11 protein-coding genes and 1 pseudogene are annotated in these 24,224 nt (G+C 75.1%); 10 read left to right on the forward strand and 2 right to left on the reverse strand.

From position 1 onward, the window contains the following. Positions 1–11: 11 nt before the first annotated feature. Together QMQ26_RS28185 and QMQ26_RS28190 are read right to left on the reverse strand one after the other, a co-directional pair. Positions 12–1,010 (reverse strand): MDR family NADP-dependent oxidoreductase, encoded by a 999-nt coding sequence (locus tag QMQ26_RS28185; RefSeq protein ID WP_282203158.1) that lies wholly within the window; start codon positions 1,008–1,010, stop codon positions 12–14. Between the two features lie 208 nt (positions 1,011–1,218). Next, positions 1,219–2,124 carry an MBL fold metallo-hydrolase gene (locus QMQ26_RS28190; protein WP_282203159.1) on the reverse strand — a complete coding sequence of 302 codons (906 nt, stop codon included), beginning with the start codon at positions 2,122–2,124 and terminating at the stop codon, positions 1,219–1,221. Positions 2,125–2,389: 265 nt separating this feature from the next. Between QMQ26_RS28190 and QMQ26_RS28195 the strand changes: the two genes are divergently transcribed. From QMQ26_RS28195 to QMQ26_RS28235, 10 genes and pseudogenes are all read left to right on the forward strand, one after another. Continuing rightward, positions 2,390–3,304 carry a LysR family transcriptional regulator gene (locus QMQ26_RS28195; protein WP_282203160.1) on the forward strand — a complete coding sequence of 305 codons (915 nt, stop codon included), beginning with the start codon at positions 2,390–2,392 and terminating at the stop codon, positions 3,302–3,304. A 272-nt stretch (positions 3,305–3,576) separates the two neighbouring features. Beyond that, on the forward strand, positions 3,577–4,146 hold the full coding sequence (locus QMQ26_RS28200; RefSeq protein ID WP_100839787.1) for a GNAT family N-acetyltransferase: 570 nt from the start codon (positions 3,577–3,579) through the stop codon (positions 4,144–4,146). A gap of 45 nt (positions 4,147–4,191) precedes the next feature. Then, positions 4,192–6,330 carry a WD40 repeat domain-containing protein gene (locus QMQ26_RS28205; protein WP_282203161.1) on the forward strand — a complete coding sequence of 713 codons (2,139 nt, stop codon included), beginning with the start codon at positions 4,192–4,194 and terminating at the stop codon, positions 6,328–6,330. A 352-nt stretch (positions 6,331–6,682) separates the two neighbouring features. Further along, a complete protein-coding gene (locus QMQ26_RS28210) occupies positions 6,683–7,384 on the forward strand; it encodes a hypothetical protein (RefSeq protein ID WP_282203162.1) in 702 nt (233 codons plus the stop codon). A gap of 218 nt (positions 7,385–7,602) precedes the next feature. After that, a complete protein-coding gene (locus tag QMQ26_RS28215) occupies positions 7,603–9,654 on the forward strand; it encodes a WXG100-like domain-containing protein (RefSeq protein ID WP_282203163.1) in 2,052 nt (683 codons plus the stop codon). After that, complete coding sequence (locus QMQ26_RS28220; protein WP_282203164.1) at positions 9,651–10,106, forward strand: hypothetical protein; 456 nt, start codon at positions 9,651–9,653, stop codon at positions 10,104–10,106. The genes QMQ26_RS28215 and QMQ26_RS28220 overlap by 4 nt, the downstream gene beginning before the upstream one ends. A 47-nt stretch (positions 10,107–10,153) precedes the next feature. Further along, complete coding sequence (locus QMQ26_RS28225) at positions 10,154–10,849, forward strand: hypothetical protein (RefSeq protein WP_282203165.1); 696 nt, start codon at positions 10,154–10,156, stop codon at positions 10,847–10,849. Continuing rightward, positions 10,804–11,169 carry a hypothetical protein gene (locus QMQ26_RS28230; RefSeq protein WP_282203166.1) on the forward strand — a complete coding sequence of 122 codons (366 nt, stop codon included), beginning with the start codon at positions 10,804–10,806 and terminating at the stop codon, positions 11,167–11,169. Before QMQ26_RS28225 ends, QMQ26_RS28230 begins: the two co-directional genes overlap by 46 nt. Positions 11,170–11,173: 4 nt before the next feature. Beyond that, positions 11,174–11,578, forward strand: a pseudogene (locus tag QMQ26_RS38760) (WXG100-like domain-containing protein); the annotation flags it as partial. A gap of 2,662 nt (positions 11,579–14,240) precedes the next feature. Then, the gene (locus tag QMQ26_RS28235; RefSeq protein WP_282203167.1) at positions 14,241–24,221 is read left to right on the forward strand and encodes a toxin glutamine deamidase domain-containing protein; all 9,981 of its coding nucleotides are present in this window, start codon (positions 14,241–14,243) and stop codon (positions 24,219–24,221) included. Positions 24,222–24,224: the final 3 nt, after the last annotated feature.

Below are 24,224 nucleotides of genomic sequence, written 5' to 3' on the forward strand. Positions count from 1 at the left end.
CTGACGGGCCGTCAGATCCGCACCAGCATCTTGCCGGTGTTCGTGCCCGCCAGCACGCCGAGGAACGCCTCGACGGTGCGGTCGAAGCCGTCCAGCACCGTCTCCGCGGCGAGCACCCGGCCGGAGCGCAGCTGCGGGCCCAGCAGGGCGTACAACTCCTCCTGGGCGTCCAGGTGGTGGCGGACCAGGAAGCCCTCCAGCCGGATGCTACGGGCCACCAGGTCGAACAGGTTGTGCGGGGCGGCGGGCGCGGCGGCCGCCCCGTACTGGGCGATCGCCCCGCACCAGGCGATCCGGCCGAACTCGCGCAGCGCGCCGATCGCCGCCGCCAGGTGCTCGCCGCCGACGTTGTCCAGGTACACGTCGATGCCGTCCGGGGCGGCCCCGGCCAGCAGCTCGGCTACCGGGCCGGCGTGGTGGTCGAAGGCCGCGTCGAAGCCCAACTCCCCGGTCAGGAAAGCGGTCTTGGCCGGGCTCCCGGCCGAGCCGACCACCCGCCGGGCCCCCAGCAGCCGGGCCAGCTGCCCGGCCGCCGTGCCCACCCCGCCGGCCGCCGCCGATACGAACAGGTCCTCGCCCGGCTTCAGCCGCGCGATCCGGGTCAGCCCCACGTACGCGGACAGACCGGTGCCGCCCAGCACGCCCAGGTGCGCGCTCAGCGCCACGCCCGGCAGCTCGGGCAGCACCCGCACCTGCTCGGGCGCCAGCACCGCGTGGGTGCGCCAGCCCTGCCGGTGCAGCACCGGCGTGCCCACCGGCAGCGCCGCCGAACGGGACTCCACCACCCGCCCCACCGCCCGCCCCTCCAGCGGGGCGTGCAGCGGGTAGCCGCCCTCGCCGCCGCCCATCAGGCCGAGCATGTACGGGTCGACGGACAGGTAGGCGTTCTCCACCAGCACCTGTCCCGCGGCGGGCGCGGGCAGCGTGCCGTCGACGAAGGCGAACAGGTCGGCGGTCGGCCGGCCGCTCGGGCGGGCGATCTGGTGGACGGCGCGGAAGGGCACGGACATGGCGGAACGCTCCGGAGGGGGAGGGGGAGTTGACGTGCCAGGACGCTACGGCGCGCACGACTCCCCCCGGCAGGGGGCGGCGTCGATGGCCGCCCCCGATCCATGAGCGGTGTTCATGCCTGGGTGCTCGGGTGCTCGGGTGCTCGGGTGCTCGGGTGCTCGGGTGCTCGGGCCCGGGGCACCGGCCCGTGGTCGGCTCGTGCCGCGGTCAGCTCGTGCCGTGGCAGAGGACGAAGTCGGCGAACGGGAACCGGCCGTGCCGCCCGGCCACCTCGGTCAGCGCCTTCCTGATGTCCAGGAGCCGCTCGACCGGCAGCTGGAGCGGGAGTTCGGACGGCTGGTGGACGGTGCGGATCGGGTAGTCCACCCCCGGCTCGTCGGTCATCTCGACGTGGCAGCCCAGCAGGTGGCTGACCGGACGGGTCCGGGCGAAGTCGATCAGCCGGTCCACCGTCGCGGTGTAGGCGTCCCAGTCCTGGATGTACAGCCGCCCCGGGTAGACTGTGTCGCCGGTGAGCAGGAACCCCGTGTACGGGTCGTAGTAGGTGACCGCGGCCGGGTGGTGCCCGGGACTGGCCAGGCACTCCAGCACCCGCCCGCCCAGGTCCAGCGGCACCGGCCGGTCCGGGTCCGGCCCGAGCCCCAGGTACCGGGTGACGCTCTCCAGCCCGGCGTCGACCAGCACGGTGTCCGGCCGGTCGGCGAACTGCGGGTCGCCCGCGACGTGGTCGCCGTGCCCGTGGGTGTGCAGCACCACCAGCTCGTACGGTTCCCGCCCCGGCCCGGCCGTCCGGCCGTGCCGCGCGCACCACGCCGCGACCAGTTCGTCCACCACCCGGCGCAGCGGGAAGTACGCGGGTTCGGCGGTGGCGCCGGTGTCGAGGAGCACCGCCCGGTCGCTCCCGAAGAGCAGGAACAGGAACGGCGCCTCGTAGTTGACCGCCATGTTCTGGCGCAGGAGCACGGTGTGGGCGTCGTAGTGGTGGACCTGGATCTCGGGATCGGTGTCGTGCTTCGCCGAGACCGAGCCGTGAATCCACCGGACGTCGAGCGAGCGCCCTTCGACCGGGGCGGTGAAATCGACCGGCCGGCGGCCGGGGGCTTCGACGGTCATGGCTCTCCTTCGGGCAGGTGAGGTGAGGTGAGGGGACGGTCGGACGACTGACCGGCCGGCCGGACGGACCCGAACGTACACCCACCGGAGACGGCCGACCGGGCCCCAGCCACCTTACCGACGAGCCGAGTTGGCCCCTGCCCGCCCGCCCGCCGGCCCGCCGGCCCGCCTGCCCGGTCCGGCCGAGCCCGGACGTCCGCCATCCGCCGCCCGGCCCGTACCGGGCCGCCAGGTCGCCGCCCGACCGGGCAACTAGGCTGCGCGGGTGGCAGACGATCTCCTCCCGCAGGAACTGCGGATTCTGGTCGCGGTCGCCGACAGCGGCGGCTTCACGGCCGCCGCCGAACGGCTCGGGCTGACCCAGTCCGCGGTGTCGCACGCCGTCCGGGGCTGCGAGCGCAAACTCGGCGCGGTGCTGTTCGAGCGCGGGCGGCGCGGCGCCCGGCCCACCCCGGCCGGGGAGCGGGCGGCCGGGCACGCCCGGCGGGTGCTGCGGCTGCTGGCCGCGCTCCCCGGCGAGGTCCGGCAGGCCGCCGCCGGGGCCGGGGCCGGGCCGAGCGGGCCGCTGCGGATCGCCGCGTTCCGCAGCGCCGCCGTCCAGGTGCTGCCGCCGGTGCTGGCGGTGCTCGCGGCCCGCTGCCCCGAGTTGGTGCCCGAGGTGCGGATCGTGCGCGACCTCGGCCGCGGCACCGCGGGCGAGGTCGCCGACGGCCGGGCCGACCTCGCCCTGGCCACCCTCGACGCGCGCGGCACCACCGCCACCCTGCCCGGGCTGCTCGCCGCGCCGCTCTACCGCGAGGAGTACGCGCTCGTCCACCGCCGGGGCCACCCCGACCCGCGCGGCCTGCCGCTGGTCGACTGGGACGAGAACTGCGGCTCGTACACGGCGGACTGGTGGCGGCGTCAGGACTGGCTGCCGACCGCCACCATCAACGTCTCCGACGACACCGTGGTGCTCTCGCTCGCCGCCCAGGGGCTCGGCATGGCCGTCATGCCCCGGCTCAGCCTGGACCGCCCGCCCGCCGGACTGGCCGTCACCGACCTCGGCCCGGACCGCCCCGCGCGCCGGGTGGGCTACGTCACCACCCCCGAACTCGCCCGCACCGCCGCCGTCCGCGCCCTGGTCCGGGCGCTGCGCGAGGCGCCGCTGCCCGCCGGGGCGAGCGCGCTGGAGGGGTGAAGCCGGAGGGGCGATGGGTCCCGCCGCCCGTGCGGGGGCGCCCGGCCCGGGAGAGCGGAGTGGGCCGGGTGGGCGGCGGGACGTGGAGTGACGAACCCCGCCACCGAGTCTCCGCGACTCCGCTCACGTTCCGCTAACGTCCCGCTGACGTGCGGAAACACCCGGCGGCTGTGGTTGACTTGACGGCGGGTCGAACGGCGGGGGAGGGTACGCCGGGCGGCCCCGGCGGGCGGTCCGCAGAGGTGGTCGGGGACGGCGGGACGGGGGGAGCGATGCTGGCGCTCGCCGAAGTGCGGGACGAACCGATGGCGGCCGACGGGTTGGTGCTGCGCAGACCGCGCCCCACCGACGCCGCCCTGGTGCACCGCGGCACCCACGACCCGCTGGTGCGGGAGTTCCTGCAGGCCGTCGTCCCGCACCGGGACACCGCCGCCGCCGAACAGTGGCTGACCGACATCCCGCCGATGCTCTGGGAGACCGGCCGGGCCGCCTACTTCGCCGTCGAGTCGGCGGACACCGGCGAGGCCCTCGGCTGGGCCGAACTGGTCAACCTCGACCCGGAGCTGGAGCGCGCCGAGGTCGCCGTCTGGCTGCTGCCCGAGCACCGCCGGCTGCGCACCGCCAAGGCCGCGCTCCGGCTGGTGTGCCGCTTCGGCTTCGAGCGGATCGGCCTTCGCCGGATCGACGCCTTCGCCGCCGCCGACAACATGCCCAGCCAGCTCACCGGCGCCGCCATCGGCTTCCGCCGGGCCGGCTACCGCCCCGCGCTGTTCCGCAGCTCCCGCACCCACCGGCTGCACGACGCGGTGCACGCGACACTCGTACCGGAAGACCTCTGCTGACCCACGGGGCTCCCAAACTCCCCGCACCGAACCAGGAGTGACGACATGTCAGGAAGCGTACGGCTGGAAGACGGCAGCCTCGGCGAACTGGTGATCACCGCCGACGGCGCCTTCCGGGCCACCCGCGCCGACCACGAGCGCACCGGCCGGATCGACCCCGCGCTGATCCGCCGGGTGCTCGCCGGAGCCGGCCAGGCCCCCGCCCCCGCCCCGGACGGCACCCCGGCCGCCGCCCGGCGGCTCACCATCCAGGGCCAGCCCGGCCAGCCCGACCGGCAGTGGACCGACGGCACCGACGCGGCCCTCCCGGCCGCCGCCGCCACCCTCGTCGCGCTGCTCGACCAGGCCCTCGGCGAGCCCGCCGCCCCGGCCGCGCTGCCCCCCGTGCTGGCCCGCACCGAGCCCGCCGTCGGCGCCGCCCGCAGCGCCGCCGCCGTCGGCACCGTGGCCGGCCGCGCCGCGTACGCCCTGGTCGAGGAGGGCGGCGCGTTCGGCCTCACCGCGCTGGACGACGCCGCCCCGCTCGGCGGCTCCGACGCCGACGCCGGGCTGGCCCCCACCGCCGTCGCGCTCGGCGAGGCCGGCGGGCGCTCGCTGTTCGCGGTCGGCAGCACCGACGGCTCGGTCCAGGTGTGGGACGCCGCCACCGGCCGGGTCGCGCACGGCACCACCGGCGGTGAGGGCGCGCAGGCCGTCGCCGCGCTGGTCTGCCGCGACATCCCGGTGGCCTTCTCGGCCGGGCAGTCCGGCGACCTGCGGGCCGTCCGGGCCGACGACGGCCGGGTGCTGGGCACCCTGCCCACCGGCGGCCAGGGCGCGACCGCGCTGCGCGCCGCGCACTGCGCCGGGGTCGACCTGCTGGCCGCGGCCTCCCCCGACGGCACCGTCCGGGTCTGGGACGCGGGCACCGGCGAGCTGATGCACCTGCTGGTCGGCCACCGCGGCGAGGTGGCGGCGCTGGCCGTGCTCACCGTCGGGAACCAGGCCGTGCTGGCCTCCGCCGGGCAGGACCGCCGAATCCGGCTGTGGGACCTGGCCACCGGCCAGTCGGTGGCCGAACTCGACGGCCACACCGGCACCGTGACCGGCCTCGCCTTCACCACCCTCGACGACCGCCCGGTGCTGGCCTCCTGCGCGCTGGACGGCACCGTCCGCACCTGGGACGTGTACGACGGCCGCCCGCTGCACGGCTGGCCGGCCGGCGAGTGGCTCACCGGCCTGGCCGCCGTCGAGGACCTGCTCTACACCGGCGACGAGACCGGCCGGATCACCGTCTGGGAGGCCGCCACCGGCCGCCCCGCCGCCGCGGCCGCGGTGCCCGCCGGACGCCCCGGCAGCCCGCTGGCCGCGCTGGCCGCCGGCACCCTGCACGGCCGCCCGGTGCTGGCCGCCGGGTTCGGCGACGGCTCGGTCGCGGTCTGGGACGCCCCCACCGGCGGCCAACTCCTCGACCTGCCGGGCGAGGGCGGGCCGGTGCACACCCTCGACCTCACCGCCGACCTGCTGCTGTGCGGCACCGTCGCGGGCGCCGTCCGCAGCCACCGGCTGGCCGACGGCGGCGCGCTGCCGCTGCCCGTCCCGCACGCCGGGCCGGTCGCCGGGATCGCCTTCACCCCCGGCGAGCAGCCGCTGCTGGCCTCCGCCGGGCGGGACGGCGCGCTCTCGGTCCGGGACGCCGCCACCGGTGCCGACAGCCGCCGCTTCGCCACCGGGCGCGGCCCGTTCACCGCGCTGGCCGCCACGGTGGCCGGCGGGCAGCCGATCCTGGCCACCGCCGGGGAGGACCTGACGGTGCGGCTGTGGCACGCGGGCAGCGGCACGGCCGGGCCGGTCTGCGCCGGACTGCCGCGCCCCGCCGAGGCGGTGGCGTTCGCCGAGATCGGCGGCCGTCCGGTGGTGATCGCGGGCGCGGGCGACGGCACGGTGCTGGTCTGGGACGTCCAGGACGGCAGCCGGACCGCCGAACTGACCGGCGGCGGCGCGGCGGTGCGGGCGGTGGTGGGCCGGGAGTTCGACGGCGAGGCGCTGCTCGCGGCGGGGGACGCCGCCGGGACGCTGCGGCTGTGGCACCTCTCCAGCGCGACGCTGCTCAACGAGGCGGCGCTGGACGGCACTCCACTGGCCATCGAGCTGGACGAGGCGGGCCTGCGGATCGTCACCCCGAGCGGGGCCGTCACCCTCTAGCGCCCGATCTCCCCAGGATCTCCACGAAACACCCGGAGTGCGCACTTCCGCTCTTTACTTCCCTGACGGTTTCACGCCGTGAATTTACCTGATGCATGCTTTCCGGCCCCTTGCGGAGCCGGAAAGCTCTGCGAAGCTCGTGTCGGGGTGACGTGACGTCATCCCGGCACGCTGGCTTGGCTGTGCGCGCTCATTGCAGCAGGTTAGGGTTGCCTGGGATCAAAGGGCCGGTGCGGGCATGGCACGGGCACGTCCGGAGCCGTACCCGGCTCCGGTGTTCTTGCATGCCCGACCGGGCCACCGGTGCGGACGCGTACCGACCGGGGGCGGGCGGAGTTCGGGAAGGTGTGCGGTGGCGGACGAGAAGACGGTGTGGATCGACCTCGACGAGGTCGAGGCGGCATCCAAGAAGATCATGGGGCTGCTGGACGAACTGAACGGACCGGCCAACAAGTTGGAGGCCGCGGTCAAGCAGGTGCAGGAGTCCGTCTACGGAACCGACCTGCTCGGCAAGGCGCTGCTGGGGGGCAGTTCCTCGGTGGGCGGCCTCGCCCAGCACCAGGAACAGGTCCTCGCGGGCATCCGCACCCTGATGCAGAACGCCACCGCGGTGGGCGAGAACCTGCAGAGCATGGTCGCCCGGCACCGCGCCAACGACGACGAACAGGCCGCCGTGATCGGCCGGATCACCGACACCGGCGCCATGCCGACCGACCCGCAGCTGCCCGGCGCGCTCTCCTCGACCGTCGGCACCACACCGGTCGGCACCGTTCCGGCCTCGCTGCCCGACGGCCCCCGGCTGCCGCTGCTCGAACCGGACGGCGTCCAGGCGGTACCCGCCTCGCTGCCCGACGCGCCCCTGCGGCCGCTGCTCGAACCGGACGGCGTGCAGCACCCGACGCCGCCCCCGCCGCCGACCCCGATCACCCCGATCGGCGACACCAACCCCGGCGTCGGCTACCACGACCCGGACGCGCCCGAGCTCGACTACAACCACCCCAACCCGCTGATGCGGCCGGGCTACGCCGGCGGCGCCGGACCGAGAGTCATCTGACGGACCGCCGGGCGGCGGCACCGGGCCACCGCCCGGCACCGCCCGTCCGCGCCGTCCGCGCCGTCCGCGCCGTCCCGCCGCCGCAGGGCGGCGCGCACCGCGCACCGCGCACCAACCACCGCGCACCGTCCGCCGCTGCCGCCGACCGCGCCGCACCGGCCCCGGGCCACCGGCCACCCGCTCCGCACCCGACCTCCCCTCTCCGGAGACCTGCCGCCATGATCGAGCTGCCCGCCGACCTCGCCGAAGTCCTCAAGACCGTCCAGAGCAACGAGAACGGCGCGGACATCGCCTTCCCCGACGGGGACGAGGACCTGCTCGCCACCCTCGCCGACGCCTGGAAAGCCTGGAACGAGGTGGCCGACACCCACGTCCGGGCGATCACCGAGGCCGCCCAGCGGGCCATGTCCAGCATGTCCGGCCCCGCGGCCGACAGCTTCGCGCAGTACCTCCAGAAGTTCGCCGCCGGGGACGGCTCGCACGTCGCCACCACCCTCCAGTCCGGCCTGGCGATGGCCGACTCGCTCCAGGGCGCCGCACAGGCGGTGAGCGGCACCAAGTCCGAGATGGTGCGCGAACTCCAGTACGCCAAGGAGTACATGGAGGCCCACCCGGCCGGCAAGCACGACGACATCGCCCAGTCCGAGGGCGTCAAGCAGGCCGCCGCCGTCTACCACCAGTACATCGGGCAGGTCGGCAACAACGTCGACGGCATGCTCCGGCAGAGCGCCGGCCACATCACCGACATGACCGGTATGGGCCAGACCTGCGCCCTCAACGGGACGTCCGCGGGCGGCGGTTCGGGCCCGGGCGGGGCCGGCGGAACGGGCGCCGACGGCGGCATGACCGCGATGAGCGGACGGGCCGGCACCCTGCCCGGCGACCCGTACGCCCCGAGCACGACCGGCCTCGACGGGCTCGGCGGCACCGGCACCCCGGGCGCGCCGGGCAGCACGGACGGCTTCGGCGGCGCGGGCGCGCTGGGCGGCGTCGGAAACCCGGGCGGCCTGGGCGGCGCGGCCGGAGCGGGCGGCACGGGCGGCTTCGACGGACTCGGCGGCACCGGCGGGGGCGCGGGCGGCGGGGTCGGCGGTGCGGGCTCGTACAGCGGCATGGCCGGAGTCGGCGGCGCGGGCGGCTTCGGCGGCGGCAGCGGCGGCGGGGCCGGCGGCGGCTCGGGCTCCGGACTGGCCCCCTTCACCCCGCTCACCCCCAACCTGCCCAGCTTCGGCGGCGGTTCGAGCTCCGGCGGCGGCGGCTCCGCCCCGGTGTTCACCCCGCTCTCCACCGGCGGCGCCGGCTCCCTCGGCCTGGCCGGACTCGGCGACCTCGGCGGCGGCGCGGGCGGCGGCACCGGCGGCAGCGGCTACAGCCCGCTCGGCGGCTACAGCCCCGGCAACCCCGGCAGCCTCGGCATCGGCGGCACCAACACCGGCGGCGGCACCGGCAGCAGCTTCAACCTCGGCGGCGCCCTCGGCGGCACCCTGGGCTCGCTCGGCGGCGCGGGCGGCGTCGGCGGCTCGACCACCGGCCGCGGCCTCACCCCCTTCGGCGGGACGGGCAGCAGCCCGTTCGGCCTCGGCGGCGCCAGCGGTGCGGGCGGCGCGGGCGGGGCGTCCGGACGCGGCGTCGGCGGCGCGGGCGGCACGGCCGGCCGCGGTCTCGGTGGCGCCGGCGGCACGGCCGGACGCGTCGGCGGCGCGGGCGGCTCCGCGCTGCGCCCCGGCGCCGGCGGGGCCGGGAGCCTCGGCGGATCGACCCTGCGCGGCTCGGGCGGCGGCATCGGCGCGGGCACCAGCGCGCTGGCCGGACGCGGCGGCGTCGGCGCCGGCAGCCTCGGCGCGGCCGGCGGGGCCTCCGCGAAGGGCACGGCCGGAGCCGGTTCCGCGGTCGGCCGGGCCGGCGCGGGCGTCCTGGGCGCGGGCGGCACCAGCGGTACCGGTGGCCGCACCGGAGCCACCGGCGCGGCCGGCGCCGGCGGCCACATGCCCGGCACCGGCGGCGGCGGGCGCGGTGGCGGCAAGGACCACAAGGGCGGCAACCGCTTCGTCAGCCCCACCCGGTTCGGCGAGGAGGGCGAGGAGGACGAGGAGCTGTTCGGCGACGCCGGCATCCTCGGCCAGGCCGCCGACGTCGACCCGCGCGACCGCCACTGGCACCGGGCCCGCCGCCGCTGGCTCGACGACGCCCGCGCCGAGGGCACCTTCGCCGCCCCGAGCACGAGCCGACCACCACCGCCCCGGCCGGGCCCACCAGCGAGAGCGAGATGATCAACCAGCTGGCCGGCGTCCTGCTCGGCGGCGGCGCGGGCACCCCCGACGGCACCGGGACCGACGGCGCGGCGGACCCCGACCGGGCCGCGGGCGGGTCGGACGCCTCGACGGACACCCCGGTCGGCACTGTCGGCACCGTCGGCACCACCGCTCCGGCGGAGAGCTCCGGCGGCACGGACGACGCCTACCTGGAGCGTTCGCGCAGCGCCGCCGCCCGCCGCGGCCACCCCGACGCGCCCGAGGCCACCGTGGCGTCCGCCGCGAGCGCCGGCGCCGGTGCGGGGGGCGGTTCGGGCTCGGGGTCCGGTTCGGGCTCCGCCTCCGCCTCTGCGGAGGGGGCGGCGGCCACCGGGCAGCGGGCCCCGCTCCGCGAGGAGGGCGGCTACCAGGTGCCCAGTCCGTTCCTGCGCGCCGCCCTCTCCCGGCTGGCCGCACCCGCCGCGGACTGACCCGCGCCCGCCGCCCGCCGCGCCCGCCCTGACGAAGGAACCCTCCCATGAGCAACGACGAGTCGGCCTGGTACACCGCCGACGCGCTGACCGAGCCCACCCGCACCGCCCGCCTGCTGCCCGAGGAAGCGATCGAGCCCACCCGGATGCGGGTCGGCACGGTCATCCCCGACAGCCCCCTGCAGCCGTTCCAGCGGGCGGAGAGCGTGCCGTTGCAGCCGACGGAGCAGGGCGTTCCGATGCAGGAGGCGACGGCGCGGCTCCAGCCGATGGAGCAGGGCGTTCCGATGCAGGAGGGGACGGCGCGGCTCCAGCCGATGGAGCAGGGCGTCCCGGCGCGGGAGGCGACCGAGGCGCTGCGCCCGATGGAGCGGGGTGTCCCGATGCAGGAGGGGACGGCGCGGCTCCAGCCGATGGAGCAGGGCGTCCCGGCGCGGGAGGCGACCGAGGCGCTGCGCCCGACGGAGCGGGGCGTTCCGATGCAGGACGGGACCGAGCCGCTGCGTCCGACGGAGCGGAGCGAGCCCGCGCAGCCCCTCCAGCGGGCCAGCGCCGTCGCCCGTGACGCGGCGGCTCCGGCGTCCTCCGAGCAGGGCGCCGCCAAGCGGAGCGCGTCCTCCGCGAACGGCGGAGGATCGGGGGTGCCGGGTCGGGCTTCCAGGTCGACCCGGCGCAGTACCGGGCGGCCGTCTCGCCGATGCTCGCGGCCTCCGAGCAGGTGGCCAACGTCTACCGCTCGCTGAGCGCATTCCTGCCCTCGATGGAGGCCCAGAACCCCTGGGGCAACGACGAGTCGGGCAAGAAGTTCGCCGAGGGGGAGAAGGGCTACCTGAAGTACAGCCACGACACCATGGACGTCGTCAAGGGCCTGCCCGACGCGCTCAAGGGCATCGCCGACGGGCTGAAGGCGATGGCCGAGAGCTACCAGAACGCGGACGAGAACGTCATCTCCGAACTCGACGGCATCGACAGCACCGTGCAGATGCCCACCGCGCCCTCGCTCCCGTCCGCCCCCGTCCAGCCGATCATCAGCACGCGGCCCATCCAGAGCGGAAGGCACTGAACCCATGGCTGTCGAACTCCCGGAGCCGCTCCAGTGGGTCCTGTTGCTGCTCGCCGGAACGCGTTGGCCCGAGGCCGACGAGGACCAGCTCCGCGACATGGCCGAGCACTGCCGCAAGGCGGCCGACTCCCTCAAGGACGCGGCGCAGAGCGCTGATTCGACCATCAAGCGCGCCCTGGACGGCCAGAAGGGCGCCGCCGCCGACGCCCTGGGCACGTACTGGGACAAGTACTCGGTCGGCAAGGGCACCGAGCAGGACCCCGGCTACCTGCCCGGCGCGATCAACGCGCTCAACGGCATGGGCGACATGCTGGAGCAGGTGGCCAACTCCGCGGAGACCGCCAAGATCCAGATTATCGCGCAACTCGGCATCCTAGCCTTCGAGTTGGCCACCGCAGAGGCGGAGGCCCCGTTCACCGCGGGCGCCTCGCTGCTCGAGGTGCCGGTGATGATCGCGGCCAGCCGGGTGGTCGTCTCGCAGCTGCTGAAGAAGCTGCTCAAGGAGATGCTCGAAATGGCGGCCAAGCAGGCCGCCCAGATGGCCGCGATCAACTTCCTCGCCCAGGGCATCGAGCTGGCCGAGGGCCACCGCAAGAGCATCGACATGAAGGAGGTCGGCCAGAACGCCCTCGGCGGCGCGGTCGGCGGCGCGTCCGCCCACCTGATCGGCAAGGGCATCGGCGCGGCCGGCAAGAAGATCGGCGCGGAGAGCGCGCTCAACTCCACCGCCGGCAAGATGGCCAGCGGCGCGGCGGTCGGCGTCGGCGCGGACGTCTCCACCCAGCTGATCACCACCGGCAAGGTCGACAGCGAGTCCCTGCTCGGCTCCGGTCTGTCCGGCGGCGCGGGCGCCGGCCTGCACGCGGGCGCCTCCGCGATCAAGGGCCACGCCAACGCCCCCACCCCCGCCGAGGCCCCCAAGCTCGACCTCCCCGGCAGCACCGGCAGCACCGGCGGCGCGGGCCACGACGGCCCGCCCACCTTCACCAAGCCCGCCACCTCCTCCGGCGACAGCGCCTACCACGGCCCGTCCGGGACGTCCTCGTCCGGTGGTGGCAGTGGCAGTGGCAGTGGCAGCGGCGGCAGTGGTGGCGGATCGGGGGCGGGCACGCACAGCAGCAGCAGTGCCGACACCGGCTCGCTGCTCGGCGCGGGTGCCGGTGCGGGCGCGGGAGCGGGAGCGGGTGCGGCGATGGCCGCCGGTTCCGGTTCCGGCTCGTCCGGTGGGCACAGCTCCGGGACGACGGGCGCGGGCGACTCGAAGGTCAACGGCCTGACGCCGTTCGGCTCGGCCCGCAGCGCCGGGGACGGCGCGGACACCCACCCGACCAACGCACCCACCTCCTCCACCCCGCACGAGACGGCTCCGCCCGCCTCTTCGACCGCGCACCAGACGTCCGCGCCCGCCTCTTCGGCCCCGCACCAGACGTCCGCGCCCGCCACGCACGAGACGTCCGCGCCCGTGACCCACGAGCAGTCGGGCGTCCGGGCCCAGGACAACCCCGCGCCGCGCGCCGAGACCCAGGCGGCGACGCCGAAGGTCGAATCGGCGATGCCGCGCGTGGAGTCCGCGCTGGCCTCCGCGCCGCCGCCGTCGCACGAGACTCCGGCACCGCACCAGGAGCAGGCGGCCCCGCAGTCGCACGAGTCGGTGACGCCGCGTGCCGAGCAGGCCGCGCCGCAGTCGCACGAGACCCCGGCACCGCGCCAGGAGTCGGCCCCGGCGCACGAGAACGTGGTGCCGCGTCAGGAGTCGGCGCCGCCGACCGCGCACGAGCAGGCGCCGCCGGTCGCGCACGAGCAGGCCGCGCCGCAGCTGGGGCACGACTCCACGCCGGTCGCGCACGAGCAGGCCCCGCCGCAGTCGCACGAGACGCCTGTCCCGCGCCAGGAGTCGGCGCCGGCGCACGAGAACGTGGTGCCGCACCAGGAGCAGTCCGCGCCGCGTCCCGAGCAGTCCGCCGCGCCGCGGGTGGAGCACGACTCCACGCCCGTCGCACACGAGTCGGTGGCGCCGCGTGCCGAGCAGGCCGCGCCGACCACGCACGAGGGGGCGGTTCCGCGTCAGGAGTCGGCGCCGGCGCACGAGAACGTGGTGCCGCACCAGGAGCAGTCCGCGCCGCGTCCCGAGCAGTCCGCCGCGCCGCGGGTGGAGCACGACTCCACGCCCGTCGCGCACGAGCAGGCCGCGCCGCAGTCGCACGAGACGTCCGTCCCGCGCCAGGAGTCGGTCCCGACGCACGAGAACGTGCCGGCGCACCAGGAGCAGTCCGCCGCGCCGCGTCCCGAGCCGGTGGCCGCGTCCGTGGCCGCCGGGTCCGGTGCGGTGCACGAGAGTGTCCAGCCCGGTTCGCAGGGTGTCGGTGGGCTGGGGTCGGTGCCCGGTCTGTCCGGTGCCGCCCACCTGGGCAGTGTCGGGGACGGCGCCACCCACCTCGACGGCGGGACCCGGATCGCGGGTGGTCAGGCCCACGCGCAGTCCCGGCCGGGTACGCAGAACACCCCCGACCAGACCGTCCCGAACGGCCTGGCCGACGGCACCGTCCCCACGGGCGTGCCGCAGAACCAGGCGCCGACGGGCGCCCCGATGACCGGTGCGGGCTTCGCCCCGGGAGCGATGGGCGGCGGCGGACACCCGGGCGGCGGGTCGTCCCGCGGCCCGGTGGGGACGGGCACCCCCAAGGCGGGGGCACGGGGACCGTCTCGGGCGGGACCAAGCGTTCGCACCAGGAGGCGTTCGGCAGCGAGCACGCCGGCGGGAACACCAACACGCTGGGCCGCAGGATCGCGAACCCGCGCCGCCGGCCCGCCGGGGCGACCCCGAGCAGCCGCCGGTCCGCACCGACCACCAGGCGACCGACCCCGCGCGGCACGAGCCTTCGCAGCACGAGCCCGCGTCGACCACCGGCAACCGTTCGACCGGCCCCGTCGAGCAGCGGCCCCACCAGGACACCGGCACGCCCGGGACGAACGACCGCAAGCGCGGCCGGGAGGACCGGGACGACGAGGGCGGCGCCGAGCGGGACGCCAAGCGCCGCCGTACCCCGGCGTACGAGAACACCGACGGGGTGATGAACGACCGCGGTTACCGCTCGTTCGGCCCGGAGCACCCGCTGACCCAGGACCTGGTGGAGCACCTCGGCGGCACGGGCAAGCCGCACCCGGAGATGAGCGACGGCCTGCTCCAGAAGGTCAACCCGCACCAGGAGCCGGTCAACGCCGGGCCGGACTTCCGGCGCGGCAACGACCTGAACGCGTGCCTGGAGAACGTGGAGGCGTACCGGGACACCCACTTCGGGCGCCCCCGGGTCTCGGGGCAGACGCTGCACGGCACGGTGGAGCCGATTCCCGGCAACACGCTGTGGAAGCGGCACGACGGGCCGGCGCTGTTCGGTGAGGGCGGCCCGGCGGTCCAGAAGCTGATGGAGCAGGTCAAGGAGGGCGGTCCCGGCACCTTCGCCACCGTCCTCGGCGCGGGCAAGCAGGGGGACGGCCACGCCGTCGCGCTGGTCCACGACCAGGACGGCACGCTGCGCTGGGCCGACCTGACCGACCGCAAGGTCACCCCGGCGGACGGCAACCTGCCGGAGAACTTCGGCAAGGACTGGACGGTCTGGGCCTCCGTCGCGGACCCGCACGAGAACAACATCTCGGGTCCGCACGACCAGAACTTCATGGACGCCTACTCCAGCTTCACCCGCCCCGAGGAGCGGCCCGTCCCGGAGCAGTCGCACGTCGAGCAGCCGCACGTCGAGCAGTCGCGCACCGACCAGCCGCGCACCGACCAGCCGCACGTCGAGCAGCCCCGTCCGGACGACGGCTTCGGCACGGTGACGAACTCCGGTCAGCGCCAGGACGAAACGGACATCATCCAGCAGCACGACAGCGAGGCCGCGGCCTCCGGCGACGGCCCGGTCAAGCTGAAGTGGAACGCGGACGAGAACAAGTGGACCAGGTCCGAGGACGGCCCGGCCGACCCGAACGCGTTCTCGAAGTGGATGGACGAGGACTTCGGCACCCGCAAGAAGACCCCGGTCGAGGTCGACGTCGACCGCCTGTCGCAGCCCGAACTCCACCAGTTCGCCGACATGCTGATCCGCAGCGACTACCCGCAGACCGCCACCAAGGTGCTGGAGCGGGCGCACTGGCTGGACGAGCAGGCCCGACAGGGGAACGGCGAGGTCGCCGACCCCCGCAAGCACCTGTTGGCGACCGGCGACGAGATCGTCGGCAAGGGCGGCCAACTGCGGGACCGGCTCGAACTCCTGACGGACCACCAGCGCTTCGAGGCGGAGTACCCGTCGCCGCAGGAGCGGCTGCAGTACGCGCGGGAGACGGTGCGGCAGGGCCAGGAACTGGACCGCCTGCTCAAGGGGCACGTGACGGGTGCCGCGGACCACGGCGGCCTCTACCACCTGCGCAACGAGTACGGTCCGCTGAGCGGCCTCTCCGAGACCCTGTTCGATGCGCACCCGACCGGTGGGGGGCAGCGCACCCCGCTGGCGCTCGACCCGCAGAAGATGGACATGGTGCGGAACAAGCTGCGCGAGTTCCGCCGCGACCAGGCGTACGCCGACGTGCCCACCGGCACGCAGTGGAAGACCGTCCAGGGCGAGATCAGGAACGGCGCCGGCAACGAGCGCCCGCCCGGGTCCGGGACGCCCAGGACCGACGACCCGAACGCGCCCAGGTCCGAGGACCCGAACGCCCCGAAGCCGGAGGACGCGAACGCCCCGAAGCCCGAGGACCTGAAGACGCTCACCCCCGAGGACCTGGCGAACCTCCCCGAGGACCTGGCCACCCTCCCGCCGGAGAAGCGGGCCGACTTCGTCCGCGCCCTGTCCGAGCGCAACCTCGGCGACCTGCACGCCCAGGTCGACCCGCACCTCAGGGCCGACCCCGAGCTGAAGGGACTCTACGACTCCCTCCAGGACCTGCCCTACCGGCTCAAGCACTCCACCCCGGCCTACCACGCCATCGCCAACTCCGGCATGCTCTCCTCGCAGGGCGACCTGAAGCGGCGCGACTTCAAGTTCATGGCGTCCGGGAAGAGCAGCGGCACCAACACCAGCAGCCTCGGCAACGACGACTTCGCCTTCTTCCGGATGGAGGTCGGCAACGAGAGGATGGTCACCCGCTACGGCCCCACCACCATGGTGTTCGGCCCCGAGATCCTCTCGCACTACGACGGCTGGGTCTCCCTGCACGACCAGCTCGAACCGCTGGACCGCAAGGCCATGCAGGAGTTCAAGCTGCCCAACGGCGAGGTCGTGCGCACCACCGAGTACGCCAACGGCGCCACCACCACGGGCCAGAAGAGCAAGTGGGAGCACACCTACCCGGGCAGCGGCGGCACCAAGCAGCCGACCACCTTCGACCGGGAGGTCTTCCACGGCAAGGACGTGGTCGAGGGCCTGGCGCTGTCGGTCGTCCAGGAGGTGCACCGGGCCGGACCGGCGCTCAAGGAGCACGCGGTCAAGCTCAACCAGGAACTGACCGCCGCCAAGGGCGAGTTGGAGACGGCTCGGGGCACCGACGGCGAGGCTGACGCCCAGGCGCGGGTCAGCAGGGCCGAGAAGGACCTCGGCGACCTGGTCTCCCGGCTCTACCGCCCGGAGGCGAAGTTCGGCTCCGGACTCCCGATCGACCCGCGCCCCGGCCACGAGCCGAGCCCGAACGGCGAGGCCCGCCCGCCGTTCCGGCCGCTGCTGGTCCACAACGCGGACGGCGACGGCCGCTACCGCGGCGACGGCACCCTCGACCCGCTCGCGTTCACCGCCGCCCGGATGTCCGACCGGGTCGACGACCGGCAGCGCGAGGGCGAGAAGAACTACGCCAAGGGCGAGACCAGGTCGAACCTCGGCGACGCGCTGCGCCAGTACGAGCCCGCCGTCTCCGCCGCCCGGAAGTCCGTCGCCCGCACCGAGGAGTTCGTCCGGCAGACCGAGGAGGAGGTCCGGAACCTCCGGCAGGAGCCCGACCCCGGCCCCGACCACCGCAACCGGCTGGACGCCGCCGAGCAGCGCGCCGAGCAGGCCCGGACGATGCTGGAGGAGCGCCGCACCAAGGAGCGGGAAGTCACCGAGCGCACCGCCGCACTCCAGCAGCGCAAGGCCGAGTTGGACGAGCAGCACCGGCAGGAGCAGGCGGCGCAGGAGGAGCGGCAGCGGGCCGAGCGGGAGGAGCGGCAGCGCAAGGCCGAGGAGAAGCAGCAGCGGAGGCAGGAGAAGGCCGCCCGCCGGCAGGGCGTGGTCCAGGCCAAGGGCGACGAGAACACCGCTTCGCTGAGCACCGGCGAGCACGCGCCGAAGGCGTCCAAGGGCCAGCAGGCCGAGCAGTACATGGGCCGCTTCCGCAGCACCGACTCGGACACCCTCTCCGTCCCGCTGACCGGACACGACGAGGCGAGCATCCGCCGCAGCGTGCTGGAACTGCACGACCTCCGCACGCCCGAGGACGCCAAGGACTTCGGCAAGCACTTCGCCACCTGGATCGACGGGAACCGGCAGGGCCCGCTCGCCGGCATCGAGAAGCAGACCCTCGACGGCGTGATCAAGAACCTGGTGAGGCCCGGCAGCACCGGCCTGGACACGCCCGGCCCGTTCCGCGACGCCTACTTCACCGCACTGGCGAAGAACCTCGGCCGCGACGTGGTGCTCACCCACGACGGGAACGAGCTGAACCGCTACCCCGGTACGGAGGAGGGCGGCCCGGGACGCGAACTCCGCCTGGAACAGCCGAACGCCGACACCCCGCCGGTCACCCCGCCGACGGGCAGCAGCACCAGCACCCCCGCGCACCAGGGCAACGACGGCACCCCCGGCCCCTCCCGCGGCTTCGGATCGGCCCCCCGCACCACGGCGCCCACCGGCCAGCAGGGCACGGACCACAGCGGCCCGTCCGTCCACAGCACGAACCAGCACGACCAGGTCCAGCACGACCCCGCACAGCACGACCAGGTCCAGCAGCAGACCGACCACCAGGACGCCGACCAGCAGCAGCACGTCCAGGACCCCGCGCCGGGCCACGAACCGCTGCTGCCCCCGGTCGGCACCGCCGAGCACGGGCTGGTGCACGACCCGGTGGAGTTCCTGTCCCACACCCCGGTCTCGGTCTCCTTCGCCGACGGCGTCATGAGCCGCACCCCGGGCCTCCAGCAGCACGACGCGTTCACCTTCGTCGACGCGTTCGAGCGCAGCAGCGAGCACTGGTTCACCCTGGAGCGGGACCCGAACGTCCCGGCCGGGCGCGACGCGTACGTCCTCACTCCGGCGTGGGAGAAGTACGCGGAGCACGACCCGTCATTCCCGCGGCCGTCGAACGGGGTCGCGCTGCCCGCGCCGAAGCCCGACCACGAGTACGTCCGGGCCGGCTACATCCCGTACAAGCAGGGCCGGCCGGCCAGCGACGCCGCGATCGGCAGCGTGGACGTGGTCCGCCACCCCGACCCGGCGCGGCCGGGCGACGGGCTGGTGTTCACCGGCGGCATGAACGGCTGCGCGCTGGCGGTCACCGACGTGGGCCCGCACTCCTTCAAGGTCTGGCACGTCCAGTCGTACTCGGCGACCTCCAACCTGGGCCCGGCCTCCGACTTCCGGCTGCGCCACCCCGCTACGGACTGGTTCGGCGTCGACGAGTACGTGACGCCCGGCCAGGGCGAGCTGTTCGAGGCCACCAACGTGCTGCGGCACGGCCCGGACGGCTGGGAGGTGATCAGCCAGGAAGTCGTCAAGACCCCGGGCGACCACCGCATCGGACGGCAGAGCAGCCGACCGCTGAACCTGACCCCGCCCACCGGGGCGGAGTTCACCGGACGCACCGTGGGCCTCTACCACCCGGTGGCCACCGAGCAGGTCCAGCGCTTCGACGGGAAGGCCGCCCGGCTGCTCCGGGAGGTCCCGGAGGGCTGGATGCGCAACACCGTGCGCAACGAGATCGACGGCCTCCACGACCGGCTGGCGGCCCAGGAGCAGACCCTCGCCGGCCTCCGGCAGCCCGGCACGACGCCCCAGCAACTGCGGACGGCCGCGGACACCCTGCAGAACAACGCGGTGCTGAACGAGCAGGCGGCGAACAACAGCGCGATCATGCTGGAGAGCGCCCTGCGGATGGCCTTCAACGAGCCCGCCAACAAGCCGTTCTCCTTCAAGTCGCACGTCGAGGCGCTGGTCGAGGAGTTCCAGCCCGGCCAGAACGCGGCCTGGATCGGCGGCCTGCACCGCGAGACCGACGCCTACCTCCAGTCCGCGTCCGCCCCCGCCCCCGCGACCGCGCACCAGTCCGGGTTCGGCTCGGTGCCCACCCCGACCACCGACCACGTTCCGACCACCGACCACACCCCGGCGCCCGGCGGCGACACGCCGCGCGGGCACACGCCGGACCCGATGCAGCTGGACAGCCCGACCGTGACGACGGCGCCGACCCCGCCGGTCGAGCACCGGACGGAGCCCGACCCGGACCCGATGGTCCTGGACCGGGACGGCGACACGGCGCAGGACCTGCCGAACCCGCGCAAGCGCGGACGTGAGGACGAGGAGAACGAGCAGGACCCGCAGAACGAGCGGAGCGCGCGGGACGAGCAGGACGGGTCGACCGCCGAGCGGGACGCCAAGCGGCGCCGCACCCCGGCGTACGAGAACACCGACGGGGTGATGAACGACCGCGGCTACCGCTCGTTCGGCCCGGAGCACCCGCTGAGCCAGGAGCTGGTCGGCTACCTCGGCGGCGAGCCGAAGGTGCACCCGGCGATGAGCAACTCGCTGCTCCAGAAGGTCAATCCGCACCAGGAGCCGGTCAACGCCGAGGCGGGCTTCCGGCGCGGCAACGACCTGAACGCGTGCCTGGAGAACGTGGAGGCGTACCGGGACACCCACTTCGGGCGTCCGCGGGTGTCCGGGCAGACGCTGCACGGCACGGTGGAGCCGATTCCCGGCAACACGCTGTGGAAGCGGCACGACGGCCCCGCGCTGTTCGGTGAGGGCGGTCCGGCGGTCCAGAAGCTGATGGAGCAGGTCAAGGAGGGTGGTCCCGGCACCTTCGCCACGGTGCTGGGTGCGGGCAAGCAGGGGGACGGTCACGCCGTCGCGCTGGTCCACGACCGCGACGGCACGCTGCGCTGGGCCGACCTGACCGACCGCAGGGTCACCACCGCCAACGGGTCGATGCCGGAGCACTTCGCCCAGGACTGGACGGTCTGGGCCTCCGTCGCCGACCCGCGCGAGAACAACATCTCCGGGCCGCACGACCCCGCCTTCATGGAGCGCTACAGCACCTTCGGCGGCGAGCGCCCGCACGGCGACGACACCGCAGACCCGATGGACATCGACGGGTTCGGCGCGCCCCGCCCCGCCGGCTCGGAGCAGACCGACACCGCCGTCAAGACGCCGGAGCAGCAACTCCCGCGCGAGAACCGGCCGGACGGACCGGAGGACGACGGCTCCGGCCCGCAGCCCGTCAAGCCCGTCGGCGGCGGCCCGCTCGACGGCAACGGCGGCAGCCACGTCGGCGACCCCACCACCAACGGCGGCAGCCACCCCGGCAACGGCACGACGACCCGCCCCCGGGCGGCCTCGGCCCCGCCGGAACTCCGCTCCCAGCCCGGACCCGTCCGCGAGCAGCGACCGCCGTCCCCCGAGACGGCGCAGGTCAAGGACGGCAAGAGCGGCAAGGGCGACGAGGAGACCGCCAAGGACGCGACCAAGGACACCTCGGAGGTCAAGACCGAGGTCGAGCCCGAAGCCGTGGTCAAGCCTGAGACCGAGCCCGAGGGCACGGTCAAGTCCGAGGGCGAGCCCAAGGACGCGGCCAAGGACACGGTCAAGGACGCGGTCAAGGAGACGGCCGAGGACGTCATCGAGCCGCCCGCGCAGAAGACCGAACCTCCGTTCGAGGCAGCGGAGTTCCCGCCAGCCGGGCCGCTGGTGAAGGTCTCGGCGGACGGTCTCTGCCTGCTCCACTCGCTCGCCGTCGGCCTGCCCGAACTGGCGGGCAACGGGAGTGCGGCCCGGCGGCTCCAGGCCGTGGTCGAGGAGCACTTCGCCGCACTGTCCCCCGAGCACTGGCCGACCGAGGTCGTCACCAACTACCGCAACGACTTCGTCGCCCGGGGCAACGCGACCGAGCGGCAGCTGCTCGAGTACCTCCCGGTCGCCGACCGCGGCGGGTACCGGGGGCTGCCGATCAACGAGCTGCGGGAGATCGTCGGCGCCCACCTCACCGAGAACGCCCCGCCCCCGTTCCCGCACGAGCGGCAGGCGCTGCTCGACACCGTCCGGGGCTGGGAGTCCCGCTGGCGGACCAACCCGGGCGAGATGCTGCCCGCCGCGGCCGCCCACGCCCTCGACCTCCGGCTGCGCGTCCTCGACCACGACGGCGCCACCCTGGCGGTCTTCGGCCCCCAGGACGGCCGGCAGGTGACGGTGTACCGGCAGGGCGACCACTACGACGGCAGCGTCCCGCCGTCGTCCCCGGGGGACACCCCCATACCCCCGGTCGAGAAGTCGACGACCACGACCACGCCCGCGCCGGAGCAGCAGCCCAAGCAGGAGCAGCAGCCCGCGCCGGAGCAGCAGCAGGAGCAGAAGCCCGCCTCGGAGCAGGAACCGAAGCAGGAGCAGGAGCAGGAGCAGAAGCCCGCGCCGGAGCAGCAGCAGGAGCAGAAGTCGGCTCCGGAGCAGCAGCAGGAGCAGCAGAAGCCGCCCGCCCCCGAGGGGGCGAAGACGACCGCGGTGGACGGGGCGCCCCGGCCGATCGCCGGGACGGACCTGGTGGTCGGGCTGAGCGAGAACGAGGCCGCGGTCCGGGACCAGGTGATCGCGGCGATCGAGCACGCGGTGCCGGGGGACCGGGCGGCCGCGCGGGCCTTCGCGGAGGCGTACTTCGGGCCGGCGACGCTGCGTCCGGTGCTCGGGGCGCTGTCCCGGGGCGAGGTGTGGACGGCCCCGTTCGAGGGGGACGGGTGGAGCGGCAGCGTGACGTTGCGCGGCCGGGTCACCGAGTCGACGCACCTGCGGACGGAGAAGATCGAGTTCGAGAACGGCGCCGACCGCACGGTGGCGACCGGCGGCAACCGCGACTCGCAGTGGCAGTACAACGTGGGCCTCCAGGCCAAGCAGACGGCGGGGATCACCGAACCGGCCGAGCTGGTGGGGTACTTCCACGACCGGGGCCAGGCCGAGGTCAACATGGACCTGGGCGGGATGGTGGCGCGGTCGAAGACCTCCGAGCCCGCCGACGTGTTCAGGTCGACGATGCGGCTGGAGCTGGACTTCGGCGACCTGCGCCACGAGGACGTTCCGGTGCGGACCGCGTCCGGCGGGCGCACCGCGCAGGTGGACCTCGGGATGACCGTGGCCGTTCCGGTGCGACCGGCGGTCGACGCGGGCGGCGAGCAACGGGTGCCCCCGCAGCGGCTGTTGGACGGCCGGGTCGGTGGGCAGGAGATCGTGCTCGACCTGTCGCCGCAGGGCGGCGGCGGCCGGGGCGGGCGCCGTCCGGTGGAGGCGCTGCTCGACCACGTCGACCAGGCGGGCAAGCAGGAGTTCGGCAAGGACTGGCCCGCGATGCGGGAGAAGGTCCTCAACGAGGTCGACTTCGCGCGCCTCCAGCGGGACCTGAAGTCCATGACGGCGGACGAGCCGGTCGCCGTCACGCTGAGCGACCGGCGCGGCCGGACCCTCGGCACGGTCGAGATCCGGGCCCGGGTCGGCGAGTTGCACCAGGTCGGCACGACCAAGGAGACCGAGTTCAACATCGGCACCACCGTCCAGCAGGTCCGCAGCACGGCGACCACCCGGGGCAACGCGAGCCAGCTCGGGCTGTCGAACGTGCTGAAGCCGGGCGCGGCCCTGGCCACCGTCGGCGGCGCCGGGCGGCTGGGCCGGGACCGGGTGGAGATCACCGGTGACAGCCGGGTCTCCCAGCTGACCAGCAAGTCGAAGGTGCCCGGAGTGCTCTACGACGGCTCCGTGCACTACGAGTTGACCTTCAACGGCAAGGGCACGGCGCACGACGCGGGCACGGCCGACGTCCGGCTGCTGGTCGACCGTGCGGACACCAAGCCCGCCGCCGAGAACGTCAAGTCCGATGCGGTGGAGCCCAGTTCCAGCAAGGGCGAGTCCACCAAGGGCGAGTCCAGCAAGGGCGAGTCCGCGAAGACCGAGGCGGCCAAGACGGAGGCCACCACGACCGAGGCGGCCAAGTCGGAGGCCGAGACGGCGCCGGTGCTGCACGAGGTCACCAGCCCGCCGGACTCGGTGTGGCGCGGCGGTGACCGGGGCGGTCTCGGCGAGAGCGTCGTGGTCCGTGACCTGGAGTCGACGGCCGCGCTGCGCCGGGAGGTGGACGCCAAGGGGCGGGAGCGGTTCGGCAAGGACTGGGACGCCGTCCGCGAGCAGGTGCTCCAGGGCTTCAGCCAGCCGAACCTGGCCGCCCGGCTGACCGGGATGACCCGGGGCGAGCCCCTGGTGGTGAAGGTCCCCGGCAAGGAGGACCTGGTGGTCACGGCCACCGCCCGGGTGCGGGAGATGACCTACCGGCGGGAGGACGGCAAGGCCGAGCTGAACACGGTGAACGAGTCCAGCGCGTTCAGCGTGGAGCGGCAGCTGCTGGCGCGCACCGTGGCGGGCAACGGCCAGCTCGGCGGCACCGTCCCCAAGGGCACGCCCGGCGCGGACCTGCTGGCCACCGGTTCCGGCCAGCAGCGCGAGCGCGCGGGCGGGCAGGGCCGGCAGGCCGACCGGGTGTACGCCAACGGCAAGTACAGCGCGGCGCAGGTGATCTACGGTGCGGAGCTGACCGTGGACGTGCACTTCGGGCGTCCCGGCGAGTCGCTGCCGGGCGGGCGCTCCGAGACCTCGGCGCCGGTCCGGGTCGAGGTCGGCCTGGAGGCCGGAGACACCGTCAAGGTGCAGGTGCCGCGCACCGAGGACGGCACGGTCTCCTTCCAGCGGCCGAAGAACCCGGCCCGGACCACCGCGGCGTCCGCCCGAAGACGCCCAAGCCGGACGCGACGCACACCGCGCCGCCCCGCATCCGCGCGCAGGGCGAGCTGAACG

The organism is Kitasatospora fiedleri (assembly GCF_948472415.1).
Taxonomy (GTDB): domain Bacteria; phylum Actinomycetota; class Actinomycetes; order Streptomycetales; family Streptomycetaceae; genus Kitasatospora; species Kitasatospora fiedleri.

Excerpts from the sequence above, each read along its gene's own strand:
- QMQ26_RS28185 (WP_282203158.1), bottom strand. The coding sequence starts at position 1,010 with ATGTCCGTGCCCTTCCGCGCCGTCCACCAGATCGCCCGCCCGAGCGGC.
- QMQ26_RS28220 (WP_282203164.1), top strand. The coding sequence starts at position 9,651 with ATGATCAACCAGCTGGCCGGCGTCCTGCTCGGCGGCGGCGCGGGCACC.
- QMQ26_RS28190 (WP_282203159.1), bottom strand. The coding sequence starts at position 2,124 with ATGACCGTCGAAGCCCCCGGCCGCCGGCCGGTCGATTTCACCGCCCCG.
- QMQ26_RS28235 (WP_282203167.1), top strand. The coding sequence starts at position 14,241 with ATGAACGACCGCGGTTACCGCTCGTTCGGCCCGGAGCACCCGCTGACC.
- QMQ26_RS28225 (WP_282203165.1), top strand. The coding sequence starts at position 10,154 with ATGAGCAACGACGAGTCGGCCTGGTACACCGCCGACGCGCTGACCGAG.
- QMQ26_RS28205 (WP_282203161.1), top strand. The coding sequence starts at position 4,192 with ATGTCAGGAAGCGTACGGCTGGAAGACGGCAGCCTCGGCGAACTGGTG.
- QMQ26_RS28200 (WP_100839787.1), top strand. The coding sequence starts at position 3,577 with ATGCTGGCGCTCGCCGAAGTGCGGGACGAACCGATGGCGGCCGACGGG.
- QMQ26_RS28215 (WP_282203163.1), top strand. The coding sequence starts at position 7,603 with ATGATCGAGCTGCCCGCCGACCTCGCCGAAGTCCTCAAGACCGTCCAG.
- QMQ26_RS28230 (WP_282203166.1), top strand. The coding sequence starts at position 10,804 with ATGCTCGCGGCCTCCGAGCAGGTGGCCAACGTCTACCGCTCGCTGAGC.